This is a genomic window from Sphaerisporangium sp. NPDC049457, from assembly GCF_055586705.1.
This window is the reverse complement of record NZ_JBVJHR010000001.1, coordinates 604,193-630,266: the sequence shown is the minus strand read 5'-3', so window position 1 is coordinate 630,266 and position 26,074 is coordinate 604,193. Positions and strand designations below refer to the sequence as shown.

General features: G+C 73.3%; 20 protein-coding genes. 12 read left to right on the top strand and 8 right to left on the bottom strand.

Annotated features, from left to right (window positions below; genetic code table 11):
* Nucleotides 1-62 precede the first annotated feature (62 nt).
* Nucleotides 63-2,834, bottom strand: a complete 2,772-nt coding sequence (locus tag ACZ6QO_RS02570) for an immune inhibitor A domain-containing protein (protein ID WP_465846915.1) — start codon at nt 2,832-2,834, stop codon at nt 63-65.
* A gap of 370 nt (nt 2,835-3,204) precedes the next feature.
* Between ACZ6QO_RS02570 and ACZ6QO_RS02565 the strand changes: the two genes are divergently transcribed.
* From ACZ6QO_RS02565 to ACZ6QO_RS02525, 9 genes are all read left to right on the top strand, one after another.
* Nucleotides 3,205-4,563: an FAD-binding oxidoreductase gene (locus tag ACZ6QO_RS02565; protein ID WP_465846913.1), complete on the top strand. Its 1,359-nt coding sequence runs from the start codon at nt 3,205-3,207 to the stop codon at nt 4,561-4,563.
* Between the two features lie 80 nt (nt 4,564-4,643).
* Entirely contained in the window at nt 4,644-6,419 is a 1,776-nt protein-coding gene (locus tag ACZ6QO_RS02560) for a serine/threonine-protein kinase (protein ID WP_465846911.1), read from the top strand.
* Between the two features lie 162 nt (nt 6,420-6,581).
* The gene (locus ACZ6QO_RS02555; RefSeq protein WP_465846909.1) at nt 6,582-8,180 is read left to right on the top strand and encodes an acyl-CoA carboxylase subunit beta; all 1,599 of its coding nucleotides are present in this window, start codon (nt 6,582-6,584) and stop codon (nt 8,178-8,180) included.
* A gap of 4 nt (nt 8,181-8,184) precedes the next feature.
* Nucleotides 8,185-10,170, top strand: coding sequence for an acetyl/propionyl/methylcrotonyl-CoA carboxylase subunit alpha (locus tag ACZ6QO_RS02550; protein WP_465846907.1), 1,986 nt, complete (start codon nt 8,185-8,187; stop codon nt 10,168-10,170).
* Nucleotides 10,167-10,988, top strand: a complete 822-nt coding sequence (locus ACZ6QO_RS02545; protein WP_465846905.1) for an enoyl-CoA hydratase-related protein — start codon at nt 10,167-10,169, stop codon at nt 10,986-10,988. The genes ACZ6QO_RS02550 and ACZ6QO_RS02545 overlap by 4 nt, the downstream gene beginning before the upstream one ends.
* A 145-nt stretch (nt 10,989-11,133) precedes the next feature.
* Nucleotides 11,134-11,622 (top strand): DinB family protein, encoded by a 489-nt coding sequence (locus tag ACZ6QO_RS02540; protein ID WP_465846903.1) that lies wholly within the window; start codon nt 11,134-11,136, stop codon nt 11,620-11,622.
* 136 nt (nt 11,623-11,758) lie between these two features.
* A complete protein-coding gene (locus tag ACZ6QO_RS02535) occupies nt 11,759-12,001 on the top strand; it encodes a hypothetical protein (RefSeq protein WP_465846902.1) in 243 nt (80 codons plus the stop codon).
* Nucleotides 12,002-12,072: 71 nt separating this feature from the next.
* Nucleotides 12,073-12,924, top strand: a complete 852-nt coding sequence (locus ACZ6QO_RS02530) for a helix-turn-helix domain-containing protein (protein WP_465846901.1) — start codon at nt 12,073-12,075, stop codon at nt 12,922-12,924.
* 78 nt (nt 12,925-13,002) lie between these two features.
* Nucleotides 13,003-13,260, top strand: a complete 258-nt coding sequence (locus tag ACZ6QO_RS02525) for a hypothetical protein (RefSeq protein WP_465846900.1) — start codon at nt 13,003-13,005, stop codon at nt 13,258-13,260.
* 49 nt (nt 13,261-13,309) lie between these two features.
* On the opposite strand, the gene ACZ6QO_RS02520 is transcribed toward ACZ6QO_RS02525, so the two are convergent.
* Nucleotides 13,310-13,948, bottom strand: a complete 639-nt coding sequence (locus ACZ6QO_RS02520) for a TetR/AcrR family transcriptional regulator (RefSeq protein ID WP_465846898.1) — start codon at nt 13,946-13,948, stop codon at nt 13,310-13,312.
* A gap of 33 nt (nt 13,949-13,981) precedes the next feature.
* On the bottom strand, nt 13,982-15,556 hold the full coding sequence (locus ACZ6QO_RS02515) for a phytoene desaturase family protein (RefSeq protein ID WP_465846897.1): 1,575 nt from the start codon (nt 15,554-15,556) through the stop codon (nt 13,982-13,984).
* Nucleotides 15,557-15,658: 102 nt separating this feature from the next.
* On the opposite strand from ACZ6QO_RS02515, the gene ACZ6QO_RS02510 reads away from it, so the two are divergent.
* The 3 genes from ACZ6QO_RS02510 (at nt 15,659) to ACZ6QO_RS02500 (ending at nt 20,198) form a co-directional block, all read left to right on the top strand.
* Complete coding sequence (locus ACZ6QO_RS02510) at nt 15,659-16,657, top strand: pseudouridine-5'-phosphate glycosidase (protein ID WP_465846896.1); 999 nt, start codon at nt 15,659-15,661, stop codon at nt 16,655-16,657.
* The gene (locus ACZ6QO_RS02505) at nt 16,658-17,647 is read left to right on the top strand and encodes a carbohydrate kinase family protein (protein ID WP_465846894.1); all 990 of its coding nucleotides are present in this window, start codon (nt 16,658-16,660) and stop codon (nt 17,645-17,647) included.
* Nucleotides 17,648-18,281: 634 nt separating this feature from the next.
* A complete protein-coding gene (locus tag ACZ6QO_RS02500; protein ID WP_465846893.1) occupies nt 18,282-20,198 on the top strand; it encodes a hypothetical protein in 1,917 nt (638 codons plus the stop codon).
* Nucleotides 20,199-20,393: 195 nt separating this feature from the next.
* Here ACZ6QO_RS02500 and ACZ6QO_RS02495 read toward each other — a convergent pair whose 3' ends face one another.
* The 5 genes from ACZ6QO_RS02495 to ACZ6QO_RS02475 form a co-directional block, all read right to left on the bottom strand.
* Nucleotides 20,394-20,822 carry a GNAT family N-acetyltransferase gene (locus ACZ6QO_RS02495; protein ID WP_465846891.1) on the bottom strand — a complete coding sequence of 143 codons (429 nt, stop codon included), beginning with the start codon at nt 20,820-20,822 and terminating at the stop codon, nt 20,394-20,396.
* Between the two features lie 301 nt (nt 20,823-21,123).
* Nucleotides 21,124-21,540 carry an ester cyclase gene (locus ACZ6QO_RS02490; RefSeq protein WP_465846889.1) on the bottom strand — a complete coding sequence of 139 codons (417 nt, stop codon included), beginning with the start codon at nt 21,538-21,540 and terminating at the stop codon, nt 21,124-21,126.
* Between the two features lie 193 nt (nt 21,541-21,733).
* Nucleotides 21,734-22,906, bottom strand: coding sequence for an acyl-CoA dehydrogenase family protein (locus tag ACZ6QO_RS02485; RefSeq protein WP_465846888.1), 1,173 nt, complete (start codon nt 22,904-22,906; stop codon nt 21,734-21,736).
* Nucleotides 22,907-22,911: 5 nt separating this feature from the next.
* Nucleotides 22,912-24,057, bottom strand: a complete 1,146-nt coding sequence (locus ACZ6QO_RS02480) for a hydroxymethylglutaryl-CoA lyase (RefSeq protein ID WP_465846886.1) — start codon at nt 24,055-24,057, stop codon at nt 22,912-22,914.
* Nucleotides 24,054-26,063, bottom strand: a complete 2,010-nt coding sequence (locus ACZ6QO_RS02475; protein ID WP_465846885.1) for an acetyl/propionyl/methylcrotonyl-CoA carboxylase subunit alpha — start codon at nt 26,061-26,063, stop codon at nt 24,054-24,056. Before ACZ6QO_RS02475 ends, ACZ6QO_RS02480 begins: the two co-directional genes overlap by 4 nt.
* Nucleotides 26,064-26,074 lie beyond the last annotated feature (11 nt).

Here is a 26,074-nt window from a genome sequence, read left to right as displayed (position 1 = left end):
CGGCGGCCCCTCCCCGGTGCTGCGGGGAGAGGGGACGCCGGCCGTCCAGCCGTTCGGTTTGCTTACTTCTTCGGCGGGGTGAACTGAGCGATCACCGCGAGGTTGCCCGGCAGCGGCGTGATCAGCTTCATCTGGACGCCGAGCTGCTTGCCCTCGTCACCCGGGTTGCCGGAGCCGAGGGTGAAGCCGTTGACGTCCTCGCCGTACAGCTCGGTCGCCGGCGTGCCGTCGGGGTTGACGACGCGCAGCGAGTACGGCTGGTTGCCCTTGGAGGGGACGACCGTCGAAGCGTCACGGAGGCGGTAGTACAGGCCGTCCTCGCGGTACTCAAGGCCCGGGTACCAGGTCTTGGCGTCGGTGAACGCCTTGATCGGGTCCTGCGGCTTGAACTTGGTGCAGACCGCGACGAAGGGCTGCTTCTCCAGGCACTCCTGGAAGGAGTACGTCTTGGTGAAGCCGAACGCCGCGTTGGACGCCTGCGGGCGGGAGGGGATGTTCTTCAGGACGCTCGCGTCGGCCGCGGCTGCCTCGCCGGTGCGGCGCAGCGGGTCGAAGTGCGAGTCGACCAGCAGGAGCTGGCCCTTCGCGCCGGCCGACGGCAGCGACCAGATGTTGGACGCAGCGTTGTTGTAGCCGAGCGAGGTGTCGCGCAGCCAGAGCAGCATGCCCGGAGCGTTGTAGGGGACCTTCTCGACCCGCCAGGCGCCGTCGCGGTTCCAGGTGGTGTCGTAGGTGTAGCTCAGGCCCTTGTCGAAGCCGTCGAGGTTGCGCCACTCGGCCAGGTAGTACTGGGCGCTCTTGAGCGCGCCGGAGTGCTGGGTCCAGCCGGTGCCGGTGGTGTCGACGAAGGTGCCGACGGTGGCGGTCCAGCCGTTGGCGCCCTGCTCGACGTCGTCGCTCCACACGGTGGAGCCGCCGCTGGTGACCGACAGGTCGTCGACGAACCAGCCGCGCTCGTTGGCCGCCGCGTCGGTGGCGTAGCGCAGGCGCAGCTTGACGTTCTGCCCGGCGAACGGCGCGAGGTCGGCGTAGTAGTGCTGCCAGCCGGCGGACTCGCCGGTCAGGCCGTACTTCTTGTTGCCGTAGTCCTTCATGCGGCTGTTGGGGTCGGCGTAGCCGTCATCGGTGGAGACGAGCGCGCCGTCCTCGCCGTAGATCTTCTGCTCGGACCAGGTGGCGCCGCCGTCGGTCGAGACCTCGACGAAGCCGTAGTCCCAGTCCTGCTCGATGGTGTAGTCGTTCCAGAACCAGAACTTGCTGTCGGAACCGGCCGGGACGGCGATGTCGCGGGTGATCCGGACGTCGGCCCAGTCCTGGTCGTTGCTGGACCACCACACCTTGGCGCCGCTGTGCGGGGTGGTGAGGGTGACGTCCTTGTCGGGCAGGTTGATGCGGACGCCGTCCTCGGTGAGCTTCGGCGTGCGCGAGGTCTGGCCGATGGTCACGAGCTTGGTGCCGTCACCGGGGTTGAGGACCTTCGGGTTCGCCCAGCCCAGCACCCACTTGTCCCACAGTCCCATGTGGGTCGGCATCGACTGGAAGATCGGGCCGGAGTGGGAGCCGGTGGACATCAGGTCCCAGAACTCCACGTCGCTGTCGCCGGCGCCGGTGGCGTCGTACAGGTCGGGCAGGCCAAGGTCGTGGCCGTACTCGTGGGCGAACACGCCGACGCCGGAGTCCTCCGGCTGCACGATGTAGTTGGAGATCTTGATCCCGGTGCCGGGGATGGTGTAGCCGCCGGGGATGGCGCTGGAGTGCGCCCAGATCGCGTAGGTGCCCTGCGCGCCGCCGCCGCCGGACTTGTCCTCACCCGCGTGCACCAGCACCAGGTGGTCGATCACGCCGTCCGGTTCGGCGTAGTTGCCGTCGCCGTCGGCGTCGGCGGTGTCTTCCTTGTCGTAGTCGGCCCACGGGAAGTTCGGGTTCTGCTGGGCCAGGATGTTGACGGCGTCGACGCCCATCTGGGCGGTGCCGCGCGGGTTGTCCGGGTGGCCGGAGCTGTCCTGGATGGCCGCGCCGCAGTGGCCGGCGCCGTACCAGGCCTCGGAGTGCGGGACCTTGATCCAGCCGAGGGCCTCACCGGTGACGGTGTAGGCGCCCTTGGACATCTCCTCGTACATGTTCTTCATGGTGTAGCCGGCGATGTCGATGCCCGGCTTGCCGTCGCGAGGGTCCTTCAGGTCCGTGCGGACCCGCTTGGTGATGCCCTTGCTGCTGTAGAGCATGTTGTTGTAGTGGGCGTTGTTGAAGTCCGGCACCCACATGGAGTTGTTGTCCTTGCCGCCGCCGGCCGCGGTGGCGGGGTTCGGGATGTTGTTGTGCAGCGGCCCGTTGAGCTTGGTGCCGGGCGGGTCGGTGACGCACACGTCCGGCTCGTCGGTGCTCTTGGGGTGCTGGAAGCCCGAGAAGTCGTCGTTCGCGTTCTCGTTGAACTCGACCAGAAGCGTGAGCAGCTTGGCCTGCTGGGTGACCTTGGCCTTCTTGTACAGGAACTCGAAGGGGTTCTTGCCCGTGCGGACGGCCGTGCGCTCGCGCTTGGTGAGTTCGCGCGCCGCGACAGGGTTGCCCAGCGAGAACTTGTGGTCGATCTCCTCGGCGGTGGGCGCGTGGCCGCGCCGCTTGTTCGCGCCGGTGTCCACCTTCTCGTCGGCCTTCGACGCGGTGTCGCTCTGGACCCTCGGGGGCGCGTAGTTGATGTAATAGTCGCTCGCGCTGGGCTGGTACTTGGCGACCGTGGTGTCACCCGGTGCCGCGGCACCCGTGACCGCGAGGCCCGCAGCCGCCAGTCCGAGGACGGGCAGCACCGCGGCGAGACGCCTGACTCTGCGTGACAACGAGGTTTCCTCCTCCGCCCGGGGTATCCGGGCGACGTCAAGGCGCGCCTGGGATGGACACGCCAACGATGGAGATCTGTGGCGACTCCCATGGAACGCCCCAGAATCGGCAAAGCGGACGTTAGACGAAAAGGTAAAGGAGTAGTAAAGCCGACTACGGATGTTGCGAAATCGTCATCCTGGCGAGTCCGATCCGATTGCGGTTTCCGAGGGTTCCGCCCCTGTCCCGTCGCGGTTTCCGGGCGTCCGGGCCTCCGTTCCACCCCAGGTGCGCACCGCTTCGCCTCTTTCGCCACGTGCCCCGTCCGCGGCCTCGACCGGATTCCGGGCCGGCTCGGCACGCGCGGCGGGAGAACGTACAGTCGCAAGCGTGAACCCCGTTGACGCACTCATCGACGCGCTGCCCTCCGGCCGGGTCCTGACCGACCCCGACGTGGCCGGTTCCTACGCCCGCGACCAGACGTTCCTGGAGCCCGGCAAGCCGCTGTGCGCCGTGGCGGCGCAGACGCGCGACGACGTGGTGGCCACCATGCGCTGGGCGAGCGAGCACCGCGTCCCCGTGGTGCCCCGGGGGGCGGGCACCGGCCTCGCGGGCGGGGCGACCGCCGTCGAGGGCTGCGTGATGCTCTCGCTGGCCCGCATGACCGCCATCCGCGAGCTGTCCCCCGCCGACGAGTTCGCCGTCGTCGAACCGGGCGTCATCACCGCCGACCTCGACCGCGCCGCCAGGGCGCACGGCCTGATGTACGCCCCCGACCCCTCCTCGTACGAGATCTCCACCATCGGCGGCAACCTGGCGACCAACGCCGGCGGGCTGCGCTGTGTGCGGTACGGCGTCACCCGCGACTCCACGCTCGGCCTGGAGGTCGTGCTGGCCGACGGCAGGGTGCTGAACACCGGCCGCCGCACGATCAAGGGCGTCACGGGCTACGACCTCACCGGGCTGTTCGTCGGCTCCGAGGGCACGCTCGGCGTGATCACCGCCGCGACGCTGCGGCTGCGCCGCGCGCCGTCCGTGCCGCCGGTCACCATCGCCGCCGAGTTCCCCTCGCCGCGCGCCGCCGGGGACGCCGTCGCCGCCATCGTCGCCGCCGGATGCCAGCCGCTGCTGCTCGAACTGATGGACCGGGGCACCCTGGAGGCGATCGACGACTGGAAGAACATCGGCCTGGAGCCCGGTGTGCGGGCCATGCTGATCGCCCAGGCCGACGGGAGCCTGCCCGGCGACGCCGCCGAGATGGAACGCCTGTGCGCGCAGAACGGCGCCGGCTTCGTCGCGGTGTCCTCCACGCCCGAGGAGACCGAGGAGCTGATCGGCCTGCGCCGGCTCGCCTACAGCGCCAAGGAGCGGCTGGGCGCCTGCCTGGTGGAGGACGTCTGCGTGCCCCGTTCGGCGCTCCCCGAGATGATCACCCTCATCGAGGCGGCCGCAGCCCGCCACGACGCGCGCATCTGCACGGTGGCGCACGCCGGCGACGGCAACCTGCACCCGGTGTTCATCTTCGACCGCGGCCTGCACGAGCCGCCGCCGAACGTCTGGGCCGCGGCCGACGAGGTCTTCCGCGCGGCCCTGGAGCTGGGCGGCACGCTGACCGGCGAGCACGGCGTCGGCCTGCTCAAGCGCCGCTGGCTCGGCCTTGAGAGCGGGCCGCTGGTGACCGAGGTCCAGCTCGGCATCAAGCGGCTTCTCGACCCGCTCGACATCCTCAACCCCGGCAAAGCGATCTGACCGGCCCCTTCACCTCCGGCCCCACTGGTACCGTTCATCACGCGAAGTGCTGACATATCGCTTTTCATCGGGGGTCTGGGGTGGCACAGGGGCTCACGGACGAGGACCCGCGCCGGCTCGGCGCCTTCGAGATCGTCGGCCGGCTGGGCGAGGGCGGGCAGGGCGTCGTCTACCTCGGCCGCACCGCCACGGGCGAGTCCGTGGCGATCAAGCTGCTGCACGCCCGGCTGTCGGGGGACGCCGAGGCGCGCTCGCGCTTCCTGCGCGAGGTGTCGGTGGCGCAGCGGGTGGCGCGGTTCTGCACCGCCTCGGTCCTGCACGCCGACCTGGCCGGCAACCAGCCCTACATCGTCAGCGAGTTCGTCCCGGGCCCGTCGCTGCGCCAGCTCGTCGACCGGGAGGGGCCGCGCCGTGGGGCCGCGCTGGACCGCCTGGCGATCGCCACGGCCACCGCGCTGTCGGCCATCCACCGGGCCGGCATCCTGCACCGCGACCTCAAGCCCGCCAACGTGCTGATGGGGCCGGAGGGCCCGGTCGTCATCGACTTCGGCATCGCGCGGGCGCTGGACACCCCGGGCGCGACCGCCACCGGCGACACCCTGGGCACGCCGTCCTACCTGGCCCCCGAACAGCTGGCGGGCGCGGCGGTCACCCCGGCCGTCGACGTGTTCGCCTGGGGCGTGACGATCGTCTTCGCCGCCACGGGACGCCCCGCCTTCGGGTCAGACTCCATCCCCGCCGTGATCAACCGCATCCTCAACGAGGAGCCGGACCTGACCGCGCTGGAGGGCACGCTGCGCCCGCTGGTCGCCGCCTGCCTGGACAAGGACCCGGCCCGGCGGCCCTCGGCCGAGGACCTGGTCACCCACCTCATGGGCCGCCCCTCCCCCGTCACCATGCCCCCGCCGGCCGGCCAGGGCGATCCCACCCGGCACACGCCGGGCGGCGGCCCCGGCGGCGCGCCCGTACCGGCGGCGGGTCACCACCCTCTCGGCGGCGGGCCGGGGCCGCACGGCGCCGGACGGCAGCAGGCCACCACCCACGGCGCCGGACGGCCGGCGGCCGCCGCGCACGGCGCCGCTCCGCGCGGCGGGCGGACGGTGGCGCTCGCGATCGCCTCCGGGCTGGCCGCCGCCGTCGTGACCGCGGGCACCGTCGTGCTCGCCCAGTCGGGCGCCACCTCGGGCGGAACCGCCGCCGACCGCGCCGCGACCGGCCAGGCCACGGCCGGCGCCGAACCCACCGTGGACGCGACGGTCGGACAGGTGGAGTCCCCCTCGGAGCCGCCGCCCGCGACGCCGGCCCGCACCCGCCGGGCCACCGCGCAGGCCAGGGCCGGCGCGAGCGACCTGCCCACGCCGCCGTCGGCGAGCCCCCGGCGCTCGCCGTCCCCGTCGGCCAGGCCCACGCGGACGCCGACCCCGAAGGCGACGCCCACGGCCAAGCCGTCGGCCTCGCCGAGCAGGAAGCCCTCCCCCACGCCGACCATCAAGCCCTCCTCGCCCAAGCCGAGCGCCTCCGCCACGCCCAAGCCGAACCCGTACACGGCGGCCGGCATCTGCGGCTCGGGCTACAAGGTCATCGACTCGCACTCGCTCGGCTCGGCCACCGTGTACCTGCTCTACAACGGCACGGCGGGGAAGAACTGCGTGGTGACGATGTCGAAGTACGTCGTCCCGCAGAAGATCAAGATGGCCGTGCTGCTGCAGGCCAAGGGGGGCGCCACGGTCGGCGCGACCGGCTCCTACACCGCGTACGCGGGCCCTGTCCGGGTGGCCGCCAAGCAGGTCTGCGTCATCTGGGGCGGCACCTACGGCGGCGCGACGTGGAAGAGCGGCTGGTCCCACTGCGGCTGACGCCGTGAAGATCGACCCGCCCACCGCGGGCGGCGGGCCGGTGTACTACGTTCTGAGCCCAGGCACCAGTACGGCCTCCCGCCCGGGCGCCGGGTGCGGCGTTCCAGGTCAGGGACGCCCGCCGCACCGGGCGAGGCGGCGACGAGGCGGAGGGAGTGGCGGATGGGCGTGATCGGCGGCCGGCTCGACTCCGCGAGCGCCGACTACCAGGCCAGGCGCGCGGCCATGCTCGCCAAGCTCGGCGAGCTCTCCGCCGAGCAGGCCAAGGCCGTCGCGGGCGGCGGGCCCAAGTACGTCGAACGGCACCACCGGCGCGGCAAGCTGCTCGCCCGCGAGCGCGTCGAACTGCTGGTGGACCCCGACTCGCCGTTCCTGGAGCTGTCGCCGCTGGCCGCCTGGGGCACCGACTTCCCCGTCGGGGCCAGCGTGGTCACCGGCATCGGGGTGGTCGAGGGCGTCGAGTGCGTGATCGTCGCCAGCGACCCGACCGTGCGGGGCGGCACCTCCAACCCCTGGACGCTGCGCAAGACGCTGCGGGCGATGGACGTCGCGCTGGAGAACCGGCTGCCGCTGGTCAACCTGGTCGAGTCCGGCGGCGCCGACCTGCCGACGCAGAAAGAGATCTTCATCCCGGGCGGCCGGATCTTCCGCGACCTGACCCGCCTGTCGGCGGCCGGCGTCCCCACCATCGCGCTGGTGTTCGGCAACTCGACGGCCGGCGGCGCGTACGTCCCGGGCATGAGCGACCACGTGGTCATGGTCAAGGAACGCGCCAAGGTCTTCCTCGGCGGCCCCCCGCTGGTGAAGATGGCGACGGGGGAGGAGTCCGACGACGAGTCGCTGGGCGGCGCCGAGATGCACGCCCGCGTCTCCGGGCTCGCCGACCACCTGGCCGCCGACGAGCACGACGCGCTGCGCGCCGGCCGCCGCATCGTCGCCCGGCTCAACCGGCGCAAGCCCAGCGGCGCCGCGCCCGGCGCGGTCCGCCCTCCGCTGCACGCCGAGGACGAGCTGCTCGGCATCGTCCCGGAAGACCTCAAGATCCCCTTCGACCCGCGCGAGGTCATCGCCCGCGTCGTCGACGCCAGCGAGTTCGACGAGTTCAAGCCCCTGTACGGCGCGAGCCTGGTGACCGGCTGGGCAACCCTGCACGGGCATCCGATCGGCGTGCTGGCCAACGCCCGCGGCGTGCTGTTCAGCGAGGAGGCCCAGAAGGCCGCCCAGTTCATCCAGCTCGCGAACCAGTCGCGCACCCCGCTGCTCTTCCTGCAGAACACCACCGGCTACATGGTCGGCAAGGAGTACGAGCAGGGCGGCATCATCAAGCACGGCGCGATGATGATCAACGCGGTGTCCAACTCGACCGTGCCGCACCTCACCGTCGTCATGGGCGCCTCCTACGGCGCCGGCAACTACGGCATGTGCGGGCGGGCCTACGACCCTCGCTTCCTGTTCTCCTGGCCGAGCGCCAAGTCGGCCGTCATGGGCCCGGCACAGCTCGCCGGAGTGCTGTCGATCGTCGGGCGGGCCTCGGCCGAGGCGCGCGGCCAGGCGTACGACGAGGAGGCCGACGCGGCGATGCGCCAGATGGTCGAGGCCCAGATCGAGTCGGAGTCGCTGCCGTTCTTCCTGTCCGGCCGGCTCTACGACGACGGGGTCATCGACCCGCGCGACACCCGCACCGTCCTCGGTCTGTGCCTGTCGGCCATCGCCGGCGCGCCCGACCCCGCACCGGCCGGTTACGGCGTCTTCCGGATGTGAGCTGATGATCAGACGACTGCTGGTGGCCAACCGCGCGGAGATCGCCCGCCGGATCTTCCGCACCTGCCGCGAGCTGGGCATCGAGACGGTGGCGGTGTTCGCGGGCGACGACGCCGCCTCCCCGCACGTCGCCGAGGCCGACCAGGCGGTCCGGCTGCCCGGCGCCCGGCCCGCCGAGACCTACCTGGACGCGGCGGCGATCGTCGAGGCGGCGCTGAGGGCGGGCGCGGACACCGTCCATCCGGGCTACGGGTTCCTGTCGGAGAACGCCGGGTTCGCGCGGGCCGTGCTCGACGCCGGGCTCACCTGGGTCGGGCCCGGCCCGGACGCCATCGCCGCGATGGGTTCCAAGATCGGGGCCAAACGCCTGATGGCCCAGGCCGGCGTCCCGGTCCTGCCGTCCCCGCATGAGGCGGACGGCGGCGAACCGGTCTTCCCGGTGCTGGTCAAGGCCTCGGCGGGCGGCGGCGGGCGCGGCATGCGCGTCGTACGCGACCCCGACGCGCTGGCGGAGGCCGTCGAGGCCGCCGGCCGCGAGGCGCTGGCCGCGTTCGGCGACGGCACCGTGTTCGTCGAGCCGCTGCTGGAGAACGCCCGGCACGTCGAGGTGCAGGTGCTCGCCGACGCGCACGGCACCGTGTGGACGCTCGGCGAGCGCGAGTGCTCCATCCAGCGCAGGCACCAGAAGGTCGTCGAGGAGACCCCCTCCCCAGGTCTTGACCCTGAGGTGCGCGCCGTGCTGCTGGACGCCGCGGTCAGCGCCGCCCGCGCGATCGGGTACGTCGGCGCGGGGACGGTGGAGTTCCTCGTCGCGGGCGGCACGGTCGCGTTCCTGGAGATGAACACGCGGCTCCAGGTCGAGCACCCGGTGACCGAGTGCGTGTACGGGGTCGACCTGGTGCGCCTGCAACTGGAGGTCGCCGAGGGCGCGCGGCTGCCGGACGCGCCGCCCGAGCCGTCGGGCCACGCGATCGAGGTCCGCCTGTACGCCGAGGACCCGGCGCACGACTGGCGCCCGCAGCACGGCGTCCTGCACCTGTTCGAGATCCCCGGCGTGGACGCCCGCTTCGCGGCGCCGCCGGACGCCGCGGGCGGATACCTGCGGCTGGACTCGGGAGTGGAGAGCGGGTCGCCGATCGGCGTGGCCTACGACCCGATGCTCGCCAAGGTGATCGCTCACGGGCCCGACCGGGCGTCGGCGGCGCGGCGGCTCGCGACCGCGCTGGCCCGCGCCCGCGTCCACGGCCTCACCACCAACCGCGACCTGCTCGTGCGCGTGCTGCGGCACGAGGCGTTCCTGGCCGGCGACACCCACACCGGCTTCCTGGACGAGCACGACCTCGCCTCCCCGCCCGGGCGGCCGTCCACCGTCGTGCGGCTGCTCGCGCTCGCCGCGGCGCTGGCGACGGCCGCCGCCAACCGCGCCGCGGCGCCGGTGCTGGGCGGTCTGCCGAGCGGCTGGCGCAACGTGCCGTCCCAGCCGCAGCGCGCGGCCTTCGACGGGCCGGACGGCCGCGTGGAGGTCGCCTACCGGCTGACCCGCGACGGCCTGGCGGCCGAGGGCTTCGCGGACGTGGAGCTGCTCTCGGCCACGCCCGAGGAGGTCGTCCTGGAGGTCGCGGGGGTGGTGAGCCGCTTCGCCGTCGCCCGGTACGCCGACGCGGTGCACGTGGACGCGCCGCTGGGCTCGGTGCGGCTGGCGCCCCTGCCGAGGCTGCCGGAGCCCGTGACGCGCCTGGCCCCGGGCTCACTGCTCGCCCCGATGCCGGGTACGGTTCTGCGCATCGAGGTCACCCCGGGCGCGAAGGTCGACGAGGGGCAGCCGATCCTCATCCTGGAGGCGATGAAGATGGAGCATCGGATCTCCGCCCCGGCGGCGGGCGTCGTGTCCGCGCTCAACGTGGCGCCCGGCCGCCAGGTCGAGGCCGGCGCCGTGCTCGCCGTCATCGACGACACGGCCACCGCCGCCGGTACGGAGGAGCGCCGATGACCACGCTGGTCCGTGAGGAGGTCCGCGGCGGCGTCGCGACCGTCACGCTCGACTCGCCGGGCAACCGCAACGCGCTGTCGATCCGCCTGCTCGGCGAGCTGGAGCGCGCGCTGCACCGCGCCATCGCCGACGCCGGCGTGCGGGTCATCGTGCTCACCGGCGCGGGCCCGGTGTTCTGCTCGGGCGCCGACCTGAAGGAGCAGGCGCCCGCCCGCGAGGCGCAGCCGCACGACGCGCCCGTGACCGCCTCGTTCCCGGGGATCATGAGTTTGATCTGGGGCAGCCCCAAGCCGGTGATCTGCCGGCTGAACGGCACCGCCCGCGCGGGCGGCCTCGGCCTGGTGGCGGCCTGCGACTTCGCCATCGCCCCCGACTCCGCGACGTTCGCGTTCAGCGAGGTGCGGCTCGGCGTGGTGCCCGCCATGATCTCGGTCACCGTGCTGCACCGGGTCGAGCCGCGCGCCGCCGCCGAGTACTTCCTCACCGGCGAGGTGTTCGGCGCCGCGCGCGCGGCCGAGATCGGCCTGCTCACCCGGGCGGTGCCCGCCGAAGAGCTCGACGCGACGGTCGCCCACTACGCCGGCATGCTGCTGCGCGGCGGCCCGGAGGCCCTGGCGATCACCAAGCAGCTCGTGCGCGACGTGCCGGCCCTTTCGGTGGACGAGGGGATGCGGCAGATGGCGGAACTGTCCGCCCGGCGTTTCACCTCGGCCGAGGGGCAGGAGGGCATCCGCGCCTTCATGGAGAAGCGCCCGGCCGCCTGGATCCCCGAGCCGGACGAAGGCGCGGCTCCGGAGACGAAGCCGGAGACCCAGTAAGGCCGAGCCTGAGACCGGGCCGGAGACCGAGCAGGCCTGACGCCCCGAAGTGCACGTTCGGCTGAAGCGGGCCGCGGGCGGTAATTTGGTCGACAAACGGTGCTTACGTCCGGGATGCTGCGCATTCATGAAACAACGTACGGACATGCCCACTTCATGGAACGAGCGGGCCACGCTGGACACCTTTCTCGACTACACCCGCGCCACCGTGCACGCCAAGTGCGAAGGGCTCTCCGAGGAGGACGCGCGCAGGTCGCTCCTGCCCGGCTCGCCGCTGATGACGATCAGCGGGCTGGTGAGCCACCTGCGCTGGGTCGAGTACTCCTGGATCCAGGTGCGGCTGCTGGGCGAGGAGGACCACGGGCCCTGGACGGACGAGGACCCCGACCGCGAGATGCGCATCGGCCTCGACATCCCCCTGGCCCGGCTCCTGGCGGAGTACGAGGAGCAGTGCGCGCGCTATCGGCAGCTGCTGGCCCCGCTCGCCCTCGACACGCTCGCCAAGACGCCGGTGCGGGACGGGACGCACGTCTCCCTGCGGTGGATCCTGCACCACCTGGTGGAGGAGACCGCCCGACACAACGGACACATCGACATCCTCCGGGAGATGCTGGACGGCGTAACCGGCGACTGACCAGCCGGGCATGTGACCGGCAGCCGGGCCCTGCGGGCGCTTCGATGGACATAGGGGACAGAAGCGGTACGTTGCCTCTACAATTGCGCGCAATTGCGGCCAGGCAGGGCTCGCGCAGGGGGAAGGACGGTCGGTCATGCGTCTGCGTTTTCTCGGCTCCACCTCGGAGGCGGGCGCCTGCCCTTCGCTGTACGAGACCGACCGCGGCACGATCGTCGTCCAGGGGCTCACGGTCACCGACGCCGAGGCGTACGCCGATCTGCGTCACGTGCTCGACGGCGAGTCGGCCGTCGAGGTGCCCCGCGAGCTGCTCGTGGACATCGCCCGCCGGGTGCTCGGGGCCGCTGACCCCGCGAAATGCACCGCTGATCGCGAATAGGGAGATCCCTATGGCATGATCGCGCCGGTCGGTCTACCCTCGTGCGAGTCTGTCGCCGACGGGAGGTGAGCGTGAGCGGCTTTCAGCAGGCGCGGATGGACCTCGGCACCCGGCTACGCCAGTTGCGAGAGGCGGCCCAGCTCTCCGGCAAGGACCTCGCGGCCCGGCTGAACTGGCAGCCCTCCAAGGTGTCCCGCATCGAGAACGCCCGGCAGAGCGCCACCGAGGACGACGTCATGGTGTGGTGCCAGGCCGTCGAGGCCGCGCCGGACGTCCTCGCGGACCTGGTGACCCAGGCGGTCGCGCTCGGCGACCGGCACGACTCCTGGCGCCAGCGGCACAAAAGCGGGCTGGCCGGCCTGCAGGAGGACGTCCGCGACCTTGAGGCCCGCGTAAACCTGTTCCGGGTGTTCGAGCCCGGCGTGGTGATCGGCCTGCTGCAGACGGCCGAGTACGCGCGCAACATCTTCACCAAGGTCCACCGGGTCTACAGCGGCTCCGACGACATCGACGCCGCCATCCGGGTGCGCATGCGCAGGCAGGAGATCCTGTACGACCCGAGCAGGCGGTTCCGCTTCGTGATGCCGGAGGCCGCGCTGCGCTACCGGCTCGCGCCCGACGACGTGATGCGCGGCCAGCTCGACCGGCTCCTCGCCGTCACCACCCTGCCGAACGTCGAGTTCGGCGTGATCCCGTTCGAGGCGCAGCTCCCGTCGGCCCTGCTCAACGGCTTCTGGATCTACAGCGACTCCATGGTGGGCGTCCCGACGCGCACCAAAGACCTGCTGCTGCGCGACCCCGAGCATGTGGCCTTCTACGCGAACGCGTTCGAGGAGTTGTGCGAGGTCGCGGCGTTCCGGGAGGACGCGCGGGAGGTGATCGTGCGGGTCCTTGTCGAGTTCGCCAAACAATCGGCCTCCTGAACCGCACAATTGCTTGCCTCGCCCGGCAAGATCATGCAATCCTGGCCTCCTCAGGGCTGATGGGGAGGTGAGGCGCGCGTGCTGGACACCATGTCCGCCCTCGAACGGTTCGCCTCCGCCACCCGCCTGCACATCGACCTGTCGGTGCAGATCCTCGGCGACATGCCGCCCCGGGTACGGGTGCGCAACCGCTTCAGCGACACGCTGGCGGAGGTCGTCACGTGCAGCCCGCAGGGCGTCTTCCTCACCTCGTGGGGATACCGCCTCGGCACCACCGACGACATCGACAACGCCGCCGCCCGTCTCGCCTACCTCCTGGCGGCCCTCCCCGCCTGACCGGCCTCGCCGTCGTTCCCGCGCGCGCCTCTCGGCGTCCGGCACGCCGTCAGGACGCGGGGAAGGCCGAGCGGGACAGGCCGACCTCGCGGGCCGCGGCGACGCGGGCGTGCTCCAGCAGCCGCGCCCGCGAGAGCACCGACGGGTGGAGCGTGTAGCGGATGATCAGGCCGTCGAGCATGCCGTCGAGGCGTTCGGCGGCGCCGCGCGGGTCGTCGCAGGCGAACTCGCCGGTGTCGACGCCCGCCTGGATCACCTGCTCGACCGCGCCGATCCAGGCCGCCTCAAGCTCCAGCAGGTTGTCGCGCACGACCGCCTCGCGCAGGCCGGCCGCGAACGCGTCGATCCACAGCAGCCAGCTCTGGTCGGTGCGCGACTGCGGGATGTAGAACCGCAGCACCTGGTCGAGGCGGCCCACGGCCGTGCCCGCGCCCCGCACCAGCTCTGCGAGCCTGGCGACCTCGCCGTCGATGGTGGCGCGCAGCATCGCGGTGATCAGGTCGTCCTTGGTGGCGAAGTGATAGTGGATCAGGCCGCCGCTGACGTTCGTCGCCTTGGCGATGTCGGCGACGCGGGTGCTGGAGATGCCCCGTTCGAGCACCACCCGGCGGGCGGCCTCCAACAGCTCGGCCCTGCGTTGATCGGCCTGGTCGGCCCGGCTGCCACGTGTTCTCTCCCCACCCCGCACGGCCCAGATCCTACTCCGCCTCCCGTCCCCGCATCAGGCGCCGGAGTACAGGACGGCCATGGCGGCGTTGTGGCCCGGGATGCCGCTGACGCCGCCGCCGCGGCGGGCGCCCGCGCCGCACAGCAGGACGCGCTCGTGCGGCGTCTCCACCCCCCACCGGCCGGCGTCGGCGGCGTCCTCGGCGAAGGGCCAGGCCAGGTCCCGGTGGAAGATGTGCCCGCCGGGCAGCCCCGCCTCGTTCTCCAGGTCCACGGGCGTCTTCGCCTCGACGCACGGGGAGCCGTCGGGCGCGCGGAGCAGGCAGTCCTCCAGGGGTTCGGCGAGGACGGAGTCGAGGGAGGCGAGAGTGGCGGCCAGCGCCGCGTTCCGCGCCCCGTCCGGGTCTTCGCGGAAGAGCCGGGCGGGCATGTGCAGCCCGAACAGCGTCATCGTCTGGGCGCCGGACTCCCGCAGCGACGGCCCGAGGATGGAGGGATCGGTCAGCGAGTGGCAGTACACCTCCGCCGGCGGCACCTCCGGGATCATCCCGGCCGACGCCTGCTCGTGCGCCCGGGCGAGCTGGTCGCGGCTCTCGTTGATGTGGAACGTGCCCGCGAACGCCTCCGCCGGGTCGACCGCGCCGTCCTTCAGCCGCGGCAGCCGGGACAGCACCATGTTCACCTTGAGCTGGGCGCCCTCGGGCGGCTCGCCCGGCGCCTCGCCGAGCAGCCGGGCCAGGACGGCGGGCGGCGCGTTGACCAGCACATGCTCGCCGGTCACCGCGTGCTCGGCCCCCTCGGCGTCCCGGAAGGCGACCTCGGCGCGCCCCCGTCCGGCGGGGGCCGGACCGCTCCCGTCAGGGTCGATCGCCAGCACCTCCGTCCCGGTGCGGAGGTCGGCGCCGGCGCGCCGGGCCGCGTCGGCGAGCGCGCCGCTGACCGCTCCCATGCCGCCGACCGGCACGTTCCAGTCGCCCGTCCCGTCGCCGATCACGTGGTACAGGAAGCAGCGGTTGGCGAGCAGGTCGGCCGCCGGGTCGGCGAAGGTGCCGATCAGCGCGTCGGTCAGCACCACGCCCCGCACCACCTCGTCGCAGAACCGCTCGGCGGCCACCTCGCCGATCGGCCGTTCGAACAGATCGTCCCAGGCTTCCGCGTCCCCGACGACCTCGCGTATGGCGGCGCGGTCGCGGAGCGGCTCCAGCAGGGTCGGGGCCACGCGCCGGGCGACGTCCGCCGTCATCCGGTAGAAGCGGGTCCACTGCTCGTGGTCGGCGGTGCCGCCGGTCACCCGCTCGAACGAGGCGGCGGTGCGGCCCGCGTCGGCGTTGTCCACCAGCAGCCCGGTCCCGCCGACGGGAGTGTAGGAGGCGAAGCGGCGCCGCCGCAGGTCCAGGCGCAGGCCGAGGTCGGCGACGATCCTGCCGGGCAGCAGGCTGACCAGGTAGGAGTATCGGGAGAGGCGGGCGTCCACCCCGGGGAACGCCCGCGCGGACACCGCGAGCCCGCCCACGTACGGCAGCCGCTCCAGCACCAGCACGCGGCGGCCCGCCCGCGCCAGGTAGGCGGCCGCCACCAGGCCGTTGTGTCCCCCACCCACGATGACGGCGTCGTAATGCGACCGGTGCATGACAAAGGCTCCTAACCGGGACAGTACGGTGAGACAGCGCATCAGGGGAACATTTCTCCTGGAGATTCCAGAGCGTACAGACGGAGAGGACCGAGGGCGAGCATGCGGACGACGGGCACCGGAGAGGCGATCATCCAGACTTCCGAGGAGGTCGCCGCGGCACTCGCGACGGGAGCCCCCGTCGTGGCGCTCGAGACCACGATCATCTCGCACGGCCTGCCGCAGCCCCGCAACTTCCAGGTCGCGGTGGAGCTGGAGCAGCTGGTCAGGGAGGCGGGAGCCGTACCGGCGACCATCGCCGTGCTCGACGGGGTCGCCCGGGTGGGCCTGGACGAGGACATGCTGGAACGGGTCGCCACCGAACCTGGCCTGCGCAAGCTGGGGTTCCGCGACCTGGCCCTGGCCGCCGCGCTCGGCGCGAGCGGCGCGACGACCGTCTCGGCCACGGCGTTCCTCGCGGCGCGCGCGGGCATCCGGGTGTTCGCGACCGGCGGCCTCGGCGGCGTGCACCGCGGCTGGACGACCGACCAGGACGAGTCCGCCGACCTCGACATGCTGGCCAAGACCCGGATCGCCGTCGTCTGCGCGGGCGTGAAGTCCATCCTGGACGTGCCGGCCACCCTGCAGCGGCTGGAGACGCGCGGCGTCGGCGTGGCCGGGTACCGCACCGACTTCTTCCCCGGGTTCTACCTGCACACCTCGGGCCTGCCGGTGGACTGGCGGCTGGAGACCCCCGAGCAGGCCGCGGCCGTCATCCGGGCGCAGGACCGGCTGGGCGGTCCCGAGTCGGCCCTGATCGTCGCCAACCCGGTTCCCGCAGGCGAGCAGCTCGACCCTGAACTGCACGACCGCGTACTGGCCGACGCCCTGGCGGCGGCCGAGCGCGAGGGCGTCACCGGCCAGGCGATCACCCCGTTCCTGCTCGACTTCCTGGTCCGCGGCACCGAGGGGGCATCCCTGGAGGCGAACCTGGCCGCCGTGCGCGGCAACACCCGCCTGGCCGGCCGCATCGCCACCGCCCTGTCGAACGCCACCGCCACCGCCGGCTCCTCGGCCGCCGCCCCCGCCGGCTCCGCGGCTTCTCCGGCGGCGGAGGGCTGAGTGGCGGGCCTGCTCGTCATCGGGGACGCCGTCACCGATGTCGTCGCCCTGCACCGGGCGCCGGTGGCCACCGGCACCGACACCCCGGCCGACATCGCCGTCCGCCCGGGCGGCTCGGGCGCCAACACCGCGTCCTGGGCCGCCCACCTCGGCGCGGACGCGCGGATCCTGACCCGGGTGGGCTACGACACCGGCCAGTGGCACATCTCCGAACTGCGTGCGGCCGGCGTACGGCCGCACGCGTGGGTCGACCTCGCGCGTCCCACGGCGGTCGTGATCGCCATGGTGGACGCGAGCGGGGAGCGGTCCATGCTCACCAACCGGGGCGCGGGCGGGCACATCGGGCCCGCCGACTGGGATGACGACCTGCTGGACGGCGTCGGACGCCTGCACATCTCGGGGTACACGCTGTTCGCCGCGCCGGGGCTGGAACTGGTGCGCCGGGCCGTACGGGCCGCGCGCGGCCGCGGCGTGCCGATCAGCGTGGACCCGGCGTCGACCGGACCGCTCCACGCCTTCGGCGTCGGGCGCTTCCTCGACGAGACCGCCGCCGCCACGCTGATCATCCCCAACCGCGACGAGGCCCTCCTGCTGACCGGCCGGAACGAACCGTCCGAAGCCGAAGGCGGCTTCGAGGCCGCGGCGGCGGAGCTCAGCGGCCGCTACGGAACGGCGGCGGTGAAGCTCGGCGCGTCCGGGGCGATCCTGGCCGTCGCCGGACGGGTCGTCCACCGCGCGGCGCCCGCTCACCTCTCAGCGGGGGCCGGTGCGGGAGGAGTCGTGGATTCGACGGGGGCCGGGGACGCGTTCGCGGCCGGTTTCCTGACCGCCCTGCTGGCGGGCGAGTCCCCTGAGACCGCCCTGGAGGCCGGCTGCCGGGCCGGCGCCGCCGCCGTCACCCGTCTAGGCGGCCGCCCCCCGGCACGCCCCGCACCCGACGCCCGACCCGACGCGCTGACCCCGCACTCCGCGCCCGACTCGACGCACTGACCTCCGCAGCCCGCGTCCGACCTGATGCGCTGCCCCCGCACCCCCGCGCCCGACCCGACGCGCTGAGCCCGCATCCCGCGCTCGGTTCGACCGGCTGACCACCGCCTTCCGCGCCCGGTCCGCACGGCTTCACGGTCGCGTCGGCGGCCCTCGGGGGCGCCCGTCCTGCCGTCGCTCTCTGGGCGCCGGATCTCGCCACCCTGCTGTCCGGTGCGGTTGTGTGGGTTGTGGGGGTTTGACGGGTTCCTGATGAATTGTCATGTCAGCTGTGAGCGGCGTCGTCCGGGACGTCGGGGGTGGACGGCGGGGACCCGTCCCCACCCCCGGCGACCCGGGTCCTGAGCCGGGAGCCGAACGGGCCGCGTCCGGACCCCGGGATGTTCGCGCAGGTCAGCCCCGGCGACCGCTTGTCTCCGCGCCCGGACTCCGGCGCGCCGCCGGACCGCCGGGACCGCGGCCATGGCGTCGGCGGCGGGCGCTCACGGAGGCGGTGCGCGCTGAGGGCTAGAACTGTGTGCGCACGCGGGCAGCATGCGAGCCGCTATGTTCTCCCTTGATGGCGCTAATTGATAGCCTCCGGCGTAAGCTGCACCATTAGCAACATGCGTCACACTCGGGAGGATGCGGTCAGCCGATGGACGCCGATTCAATGATCTGCCTGAGTGATCTCGTTCCGGCTCTCCGGTGGAGCCGGCCTCAGCAGATCGCCGAAGTGCTCGCCGATCCCCGGCTGCCTGGGGGCTGGTGGGCGTCGGTCGCCCTCAGCCGTGCCCTCGGCACGACCGGCATCGAGTGGCTCTGCGACCGCCTTTCCCGGCTGGCCGTCAGCCGCTGGGATCACCTGGCGCTGATGGACGTGCTTCCGGCCCTGCAGGTCCACGCGGTCGACCCCGGCCTGCCCGGGTGGCCGGAGCCCGCGCGTTCGGCCATCAGCGGCATGGGCGGGATCCAGCGCCTGCGCAGGCTCAGCCCCGCCGACCTTCGCCTGCCCACGGGCCCCGCCTCCCCCGAAGTGATCATCACCGCGCTCTTCCGCGAGGTTCTCGGCCGGGTCCCCGCCATTTCCCCGCAGGTGCCGCCGTCCACCGTGACGGCCGCCGGAGCGCCGGCGGCGGCGCAGCCCGCCCAGCGCACCGGTCCTCATCCCGTACAGCCCGGCGCGGTCCCTCCCGGCCGTCCGGGCATGCCCCTGCCCCAGCAGGGCGTCCCGCAGCCGGGCATGCCCCAGCCGGGCATTCCGCAGCCGGGGCAGCCGTCCGGGCCGTACCCCACGCAGCACACCGGGCCGCAGCCGGGGCCGCAGGGCCGGCCCGCCGGGCCGCAGCAGGGCCCGCCCGCGGGTCCGTTCCCCGGCCGGCCCACCGGGCCGTACCCGGCGCAGCCCACCGGGCCGCAGCCGGCGGTGAACGGCGCGCCGCGCGCGGCGGCGCCGTACCCCGAGACGCCCGCGCCCCCTGCGCCTCCCGCGCCCGTGACGCCTCCCCCGCCGCCGGTGTCGGACAACCCGCTCGTCCGGCTGGTCGACGCGGTGTTCCGTGAGTGGACGCCCCTGGAGCGGGCCGTCGCCATAGAGCGGCTGTTCGCCGAGCAGCCGATCAGCCTCCGTACGCTCGCCCACGAGCTGCACGTGGACCGGGACGTGCTCTCGCAGGCCCAGCGCGCCGCCGAGGAGCGCGTGCTGCAGTGGCTGCGCTCGCCGGAGTCCACGGCGGTGACCGGGCACCTGTTCCGGCTCACCGAGTGGCTCGGCGTCGCCGCCACCGAGGACCAGCTGATCGGGGCCGATCCCGCGCATCCGATCCAGGTGCCCTCGCTGGGCACGCCCCTGTGGCGGGTGCTGGTCGCGCTCATGCCCGACCGCCGCCTGCAGGACGGCTGGCTGGTGGTCGGCGACCTCACCCGGCTCCGTGAGCGGACGGCGCAGATGCTCGGCGACAAGACCTCCGGCGAGGACGCCGTCGAGCTGCTGGCCCAGGTCGGCATCCGCGCGCACTCCGCGCAGGCGTGGATCGAAGCGCTGCCCAAGGCCATGACGCGGGCGCCGGAGCCGGCGGCCACGGCGACGAACGGGTTCGCGCCGCTCCCCCGCCGCACGCCGGGGGCGAACGGCCACCAGATGCGCGGCGGCCTGCCGATCCCCTCGGTGGCCGACAACCTGCCCGACGCCCAGACGGCCCTGGCCGCGCTGACGGCGCTGTCCGGCCCGCCCCGTCCGCACCTGGTGCCGGAGCCGCGGGCGGCCACGCAGGCGCCGCAGCACAGCCCGTCCTCCGACCCGCGCCGCTGGCAGCGCATCGATGTGACCAGCGAGCACCTGCGCGGCGAGCCGGTGCCCGTGCCCGAGGGGTACGCGACGCAGCTCGGCATGCGCCCGGGCACGCTGCTGTCGGTGACCGGGCCGGGAGAGAACGCCGTGGTGCTGGTCTGGCGCGACCGCCAGCCGGTGTTCGACTCGCTCCAGCCGGTGCTGATGCGGCTGAACGCCCGGCCGGGCGACGCGGTGTACGTCACGGTGGACGGCTACCGCCTGGACGCCCAGCTCACCTCATGACGCAGGCGCCCGCGCGTCCCTTGGACGCGCGGGCGGCCACCCGCCCGGGGCGCTCTCCGGGCGGACGATGTTCGACCGGGCCGGCGGCCGTGACCGCGTTCCCGATCACCGTGATCCTCGCTCGACGATCACCGCGATCCCCCGATCACTGTGATCACCGCTCACCGTGATCCCCCGATCGAGGACGGGCGCGGGTCAGGCCGGGCGGTCGGCCTTGAGGACCTTGCGATAGTAGGTGCCGGCGGACTCGTACTCCAGGGCCTGGTAGAACTCCGGCGCGCGCCGGGTGGCGAGCGCGATGTACCCGGCGTCACGCGATCGCGCCCAGGTCTCGAACTCCTCCAGCAGGGCACGGCCGAGCCCGCGCCGGCGGAAACCGTGCTGGGTCATCGCCTCCTCCACCCAGGCGACGTGGCCGTTGGCGAACAGGGTGAGGTGGACGAAGCCGAGAAGGTACCCGCGGACCACGCCGCCGACCGTGACGACCAGAAGCAACGCGTCCGGGTTCTCCAGCAGGCGGGGGAAGGCCGCGTCGAACGCCGACCGCTGAGGACGGAAGGACAGCGCGAATTCCCGAGTGAGCCCGAAGATCTCCTCGATGTCCTTCTTATCAGCCCTTCGCACCAGGAGATCATCAGAAGTCATGAAAAGGACTTTAGGCAGTCGGTGGCGGGTTCGTCCATTCGGCTGCCCGGCAGGTGAGACCGCGACCGGCCATCTCCCGACGTCCGGCGGGACGGTCCGAGCGTCCGAGCCCGGCGCGTAAGGAGATTCGAGGCCAGCCAGAACGTCCTCTGTCCGGACATGGCTGGAGAAGGGCCGGAGACGGGGCGGAATGTCCCATCTTGGCCATGGCGGGAGGGGACCGGAGACGGGACGGAACGTCCGGTCCTGGCCATGGCGATAGGAGGAGACCAGGGGCCGGTCAGAATGTTCGGTCCTGGCTCGGCATGGCGTAGCCGAGTTGCGCGGCCAGTTCCAGTTGGTCGAAGTACAGCCGGTGGCTGGCCACGGCGCCGTCCTCGACCGTGCACACCGAGCAGCACCGGATGGCGATGGGCCGGCCGGTCGCCTCCGCCACCTCGCCCGCCGCCATGATCAGCGGTCCCTTGTGCGTGCCGGTGACCATGAACTCCAAGATGGTGGTGTCGCCCGCCGTGACCAGCAGGGAGGGGGTCACGACCGAGTCGGGGAAGGCGCCGATCCAGTCGGCGTAGTAGGAGTAGATCTCGTCCTGTCCCTCGGCGATGCCGCCGGGCGCGACGGTGACCGCCCGGGGTGCGTAGCACCGTGTGATCGCCCCGACATCGTGGCTGTTGTAGGCCTCAGTCAGCCGAACCATCACTTCACTGGCCGTGGACATCGGGACGGACACCTCTCTCGCGGCAGGGGCCGGCGATGGGGGCACGCGGCGACGCGACCGGCTCGGCGAGCCCGCCGGACACCTCCCCCGGACGCCCCCTGTTTGCACGATAGCGCAGGTCACGGGAATGGAAGCCTAGCGCCGGGCATGCCTTTCCCCCGCGCCGCGCGGCCTATGCGGGCATGCCGAGGTGGCGGGCGATCAGCATGCGCTGGACCTCGCTCGTGCCCTCGCCGATCTCCAGGATCTTGGCGTCGCGGTAGAACCGGCCGACCGGGAACTCGTTCATGAAGCCGTACCCGCCGAAGATCTGGGTCGCGTCGCGCGCGTTGTCCATGGCCGCGTTGGAGCCGACCAGCTTGGCGATGGCGGCCTCCTTCTTGAACGGCTCGCCGGCCAGCATCTTCTCGGCGGCGTGGTAGTAGGCCAGGCGGGCGGTGTGCGCGCGCACCTCCATGTCGGCGACCTTGAACTGGATGGCCTGGTAGCGCCCGATCTCCTGGCCGAAGGCGCGGCGTTCCCGCACGTAGCGCAGGCACTCGTCGACGCAGCCCTGCGCCAGGCCCACCGACAGCGCGGCGATGGCGACGCGGCCCTCGTCCAGGGTCTGCAGGAACTGTGCGTATCCCCGGCCCCGCTCGCCGAGCAGGTTCGCCTCGGGCACCCGGCAGTCGGTGAACGACAGCTCCCGGGTGTCGGAGGCCGACCAGCCGACCTTGGAGTACTTCTCGGACACCGTGAACCCGGGCGTGCCCGCGGGGACGATGACGGTGCTGATCTCAGGGGTGGCGCGCCCGGCGCCGTCGGGCCGGTCGCGGCGGCCGGTGATCGCCGCGACGGCGACGAACCCGGTGATGTCGGTCCCCGAGTTGGTGATGAACGCCTTCGAGCCGTTGATCACCCACTCGCCTCCGTCCAGCGCTGCCGTCGTGCGCATGCCGCCCGGCACGTCGGAGCCGCCGCCGGGTTCGGTCAGGCCGAAGGCGCCGAGCGTCTCGCCCGAGCTCAGCCGGGGCAGCCACTCCTGCTTCTGCGCGTCGGTCCCGAACCGGTGGATCGGCATGGCGCCCAGGGAGACCGCGGCCTCCAGGGTGATGGCCACCGACGAGTCGACGCGGGCCAGCTCTTCCAGCGCCAGGCACAGGGCGAAGTAGTCACCGCCCATGCCGCCGTACTCCTCGGGGATCGGCAGGCCGAACAGTCCCATGCGTCCCATCTGGGCGACGATGTCGTACGGGAAGGCGCAGCGCTCGTAGTAGTCGGCGATGACGGGCGCGACCACGTCCCGGGAGAACTCCTCGACGCTCTTGCGCAGCGCCTCGTACTCGTCGGTGAGCCGGTGCATGTTCCTCACTCCTCTTCAGCGGCCGGGGACGCGGAGGGTCTCCCCGCGGCCGGCTCGGACGCGTGCTCGGCCGCGGGTGTGGCGGCCTGCTTCGCCAGGGACTCTTCCGTCGCGGCCGCGAGCCCGGCGATCTCCGCCGGTCCGGCGGGGTCGCGGCTCTCGCGGCTCGCGGGGCTCTCGCGGTTCTCGCGGTTCTCGCGGTTCTCGCGGTTCTCGCGGAGTTCCGCGGCCAGGGCCTGGACGACTCGGGACGGGCTCGGGCGGCCCAGCTCCGCCGCGAGCCACACGCTGGTCTCCACCAGCGAGGCGAGGTCGACGCCGGTCTCGACGCCGAGGCCGGACAGCATCCAGACCAGGTCCTCGGTGGCGAGGTTGCCGGTGGCGCTCTTGGCGTACGGGCAGCCGCCGATGCCACCCGCCGAGGCGTCCACGACGGTGACCCCCGCGCGCAACGCGGCCAGGGTGTTGGCCAAGGCCTGGCCGTAGGTGTCGTGGAAGTGCACGGCGAGCCGCTCGGCGCCGACGCCGGCGTCGGCGAAGGCGCGCAGGAGGGCGGTGACGTGCCCGGGGGTGCCCACGCCGATGGTGTCGCCGAGGGAGAGCTGCGCGCAGCCCAGGTCGAGCAGCCGCCTGCCGTGCCGCACCACCTGCTCGATCGGCACCGGCCCTTCCCAGGGGTCGCCGAAGCACATGGAAAGGTACGCCCGGACGGCCAGCCCGTTGGCGCGGGCGCGTTCCACCACCGGGGCGAACATCGCGAGGGAGCCGTCGACGCTGCGGTTGAGGTTGCGCTGGGCGAAGCTCTCCGTCGCGCTGCCGAAGATCGCGATGTCGGTGACGCCGAGCCCGAGGGCCCGGTCCAGGCCGCGCTCGTTGGGGACCAGCACGGGGTAGCGCACCCCGGGGGCGCGCTGGACACGCCGGAGCAGTTCCTCGGCGTCGGCCAGTTGGGGCACCCACTTGGGGTGGACGAAGCTGGTGGCCTCGATGGTGGTCAGCCCCGCCCGCGCGAGCCGCGCGACGAACTCGGCCTTGACCTCGGCGGGCAGGACGGCCTTCTCGTTCTGCAGGCCGTCCCTGGGCCCGACCTCGTAGATCGTCACCCGGCGGGGCAGGCCCTCCATCGGCGCCTGGAACGGTGCGAGCATCATGATCCTTCCTCACCGGCCGGGGAGTCCGCGGGCGCGGGACGCACGACGGCGAGCACGGCGTCCATGTCGACAGGCTGGCCGACGCGCACGGCGAGTTCTTCGACGACCCCGTCCGCGGGGGCGGTGACGGTGTGCTCCATCTTCATCGCCTCGACGATCAGCAGCGGCTGCCCTTCGGTGACCTGCTCGCCGGGGACGACCTTGACCAGCAGCACGGTGCCCGGCATGGGACTGCGCACCACTCCGTCGCCCGGGCCGCCCGCGCCGGCGCGCGCGCCGCGCTCCCCCGCCTCGTGCGGGGTGATCGCCCAGGTCCGGCCGTCCCGGCCGAGCCAGACGGCGCCGCCGTCGAGGGCGCAGGCGAAGCGCCGGGTCAGGCCGTCCATGCTCACCTGGACGGCGTCGCCGTCCCACGCGAGCCGCGCCGGGACGGCGGGGCCGTCGCCGACGGCGACCTCGCACCCGCGGCCGGGCAGGCCGCGCACCCGCACCTCGGCGCTCTCGCCGCGCGTCGCCGGCAGCCAGGTCGTCCAGGCGGGTTCGCCGACGCGCCAGCCGTCCGGCACCTCCCACGGGTCGTCGCCGGCGCGCCCGGCGAGCCGGTCGTGCAGCACCAGGGCGGCCACGGCCCACACCTCGGCGGGCACGGCGCCGCCGGGGCCGCGGGCGGCGGCGAGCAGCGTGCCGAGCCGCTGGTCGATCAGGCCGGTGCTCAGCCGGCCCGCCGCGACGTCGGGGTCGGCGAGCAGCGCGCGCAGGAAGGCGATGTTGGTCGTCACCCCGAGGACGGTGGTGGCGCTCAGCGCCGAGTCGAGCCGCCGCAGCGCGCTCGCCCGGTCCGGCGCCCAAGCGATGATCTTGGACAGCATCGGGTCGTAGTCGCTGCCGACGACGGCGCCGGCCGCGAGGCCGGAGTCCACCCGCACGTCCGGGAGGCCGCCCGGCTCGGCCAGGGCGAGGACCCGCCCGCCGGTGGGCAGGAAGTCCCGCGCGGGGTCCTCGGCGTAGACGCGGGCCTCGACGGCGTGGCCGCGCATCCGCACCTCGTGCTGGGCCAGCGGCAGCGGCTCGCCGGCGGCGACCCGCAGTTGCAGCTCTACCAGGTCCAGGCCGGTGACCAGCTCGGTGACCGGGTGCTCCACCTGGAGCCGGGTGTTCATCTCGATGAAGTAGGCGGGGTGCCCCGGCTCGTCGCCGGCGACGATGAACTCGACGGTCCCGGCGCCGACGTAGCCGACCGAGCGGGCGGCCCGCACGGCGTCCTCGCCCATCCTGTGCCGCGTCTCCTCGTCCAGCAGCGGGGAGGGCGCCTCCTCGACGATCTTCTGGTGGCGGCGTTGCAGGCTGCACTCGCGCTCGCCGAGGTGGATCACGTTGCCGTGCGCGTCGGCGAGCACCTGGATCTCGATGTGCCGGGGGCCCGCGATGTAGCGCTCGACGAGCAGGGTGGCGTCGCCGAACGCGGCGGCGGCCGTGCGGCGGGCCGACTCGATCGCCTGCGGCAGCTCCCCGGCCGAGCGGGCCACCAGCATGCCCTTGCCGCCGCCCCCCGCCGACGGCTTGACCAGCACGGGGAAGCCGATGCGCGCGGCGGCCGCCACCAGGTCGTCCGGCTCGGCGCCGCCGGGGACGACGGGCACCCCGGCGGCGGCCACGGTGGCCTTGGCCCGGATCTTGTCGCCCATCGCCTCGACGGCCTCGGCGGGCGGGCCGACGAAGACCACGCCCTCCTCGGCGCACCGCCGGGCGAACGCGGTGCTCTCGGCGAGGAACCCGTAGCCGGGGTGGACGGCCTGCGCGCCGGTGAGCTTCGCCGCCGCGACGACGTCGTCGACGGCGAGGTAGCCCGACGGCAGCCGGACCGCGGCGTCGGCGGCCCGGACGTGCGGCGCGCCGGCGTCGGCGTCGCTGTGGACGGCGACGGATCGGACGCCGAGCCGTCGCAGCGTCCTGATGACGCGCAGCGCGATCTCGCCGCGGTTGGCGACCAGAACGGTGTCGAACATCGAGGGCATCG

What these genes read in the sequence shown, in the direction of transcription:
- ACZ6QO_RS02555 (WP_465846909.1), top strand. Translation starts at nt 6,582, where the DNA reads ATGGGCGTGATCGGCGGCCGGCTCGACTCCGCGAGCGCCGACTACCAG.
- ACZ6QO_RS02550 (WP_465846907.1), top strand. Translation starts at nt 8,185, where the DNA reads ATGATCAGACGACTGCTGGTGGCCAACCGCGCGGAGATCGCCCGCCGG.
- ACZ6QO_RS02545 (WP_465846905.1), top strand. Translation starts at nt 10,167, where the DNA reads ATGACCACGCTGGTCCGTGAGGAGGTCCGCGGCGGCGTCGCGACCGTC.
- ACZ6QO_RS02540 (WP_465846903.1), top strand. Translation starts at nt 11,134, where the DNA reads ATGCCCACTTCATGGAACGAGCGGGCCACGCTGGACACCTTTCTCGAC.
- ACZ6QO_RS02535 (WP_465846902.1), top strand. Translation starts at nt 11,759, where the DNA reads ATGCGTCTGCGTTTTCTCGGCTCCACCTCGGAGGCGGGCGCCTGCCCT.
- ACZ6QO_RS02515 (WP_465846897.1), bottom strand. Translation starts at nt 15,556, where the DNA reads ATGCACCGGTCGCATTACGACGCCGTCATCGTGGGTGGGGGACACAAC.
- ACZ6QO_RS02510 (WP_465846896.1), top strand. Translation starts at nt 15,659, where the DNA reads ATGCGGACGACGGGCACCGGAGAGGCGATCATCCAGACTTCCGAGGAG.
- ACZ6QO_RS02500 (WP_465846893.1), top strand. Translation starts at nt 18,282, where the DNA reads ATGGACGCCGATTCAATGATCTGCCTGAGTGATCTCGTTCCGGCTCTC.
- ACZ6QO_RS02490 (WP_465846889.1), bottom strand. Translation starts at nt 21,540, where the DNA reads ATGGTTCGGCTGACTGAGGCCTACAACAGCCACGATGTCGGGGCGATC.
- ACZ6QO_RS02485 (WP_465846888.1), bottom strand. Translation starts at nt 22,906, where the DNA reads ATGCACCGGCTCACCGACGAGTACGAGGCGCTGCGCAAGAGCGTCGAG.
- ACZ6QO_RS02480 (WP_465846886.1), bottom strand. Translation starts at nt 24,057, where the DNA reads ATGATGCTCGCACCGTTCCAGGCGCCGATGGAGGGCCTGCCCCGCCGG.
- ACZ6QO_RS02475 (WP_465846885.1), bottom strand. Translation starts at nt 26,063, where the DNA reads ATGTTCGACACCGTTCTGGTCGCCAACCGCGGCGAGATCGCGCTGCGC.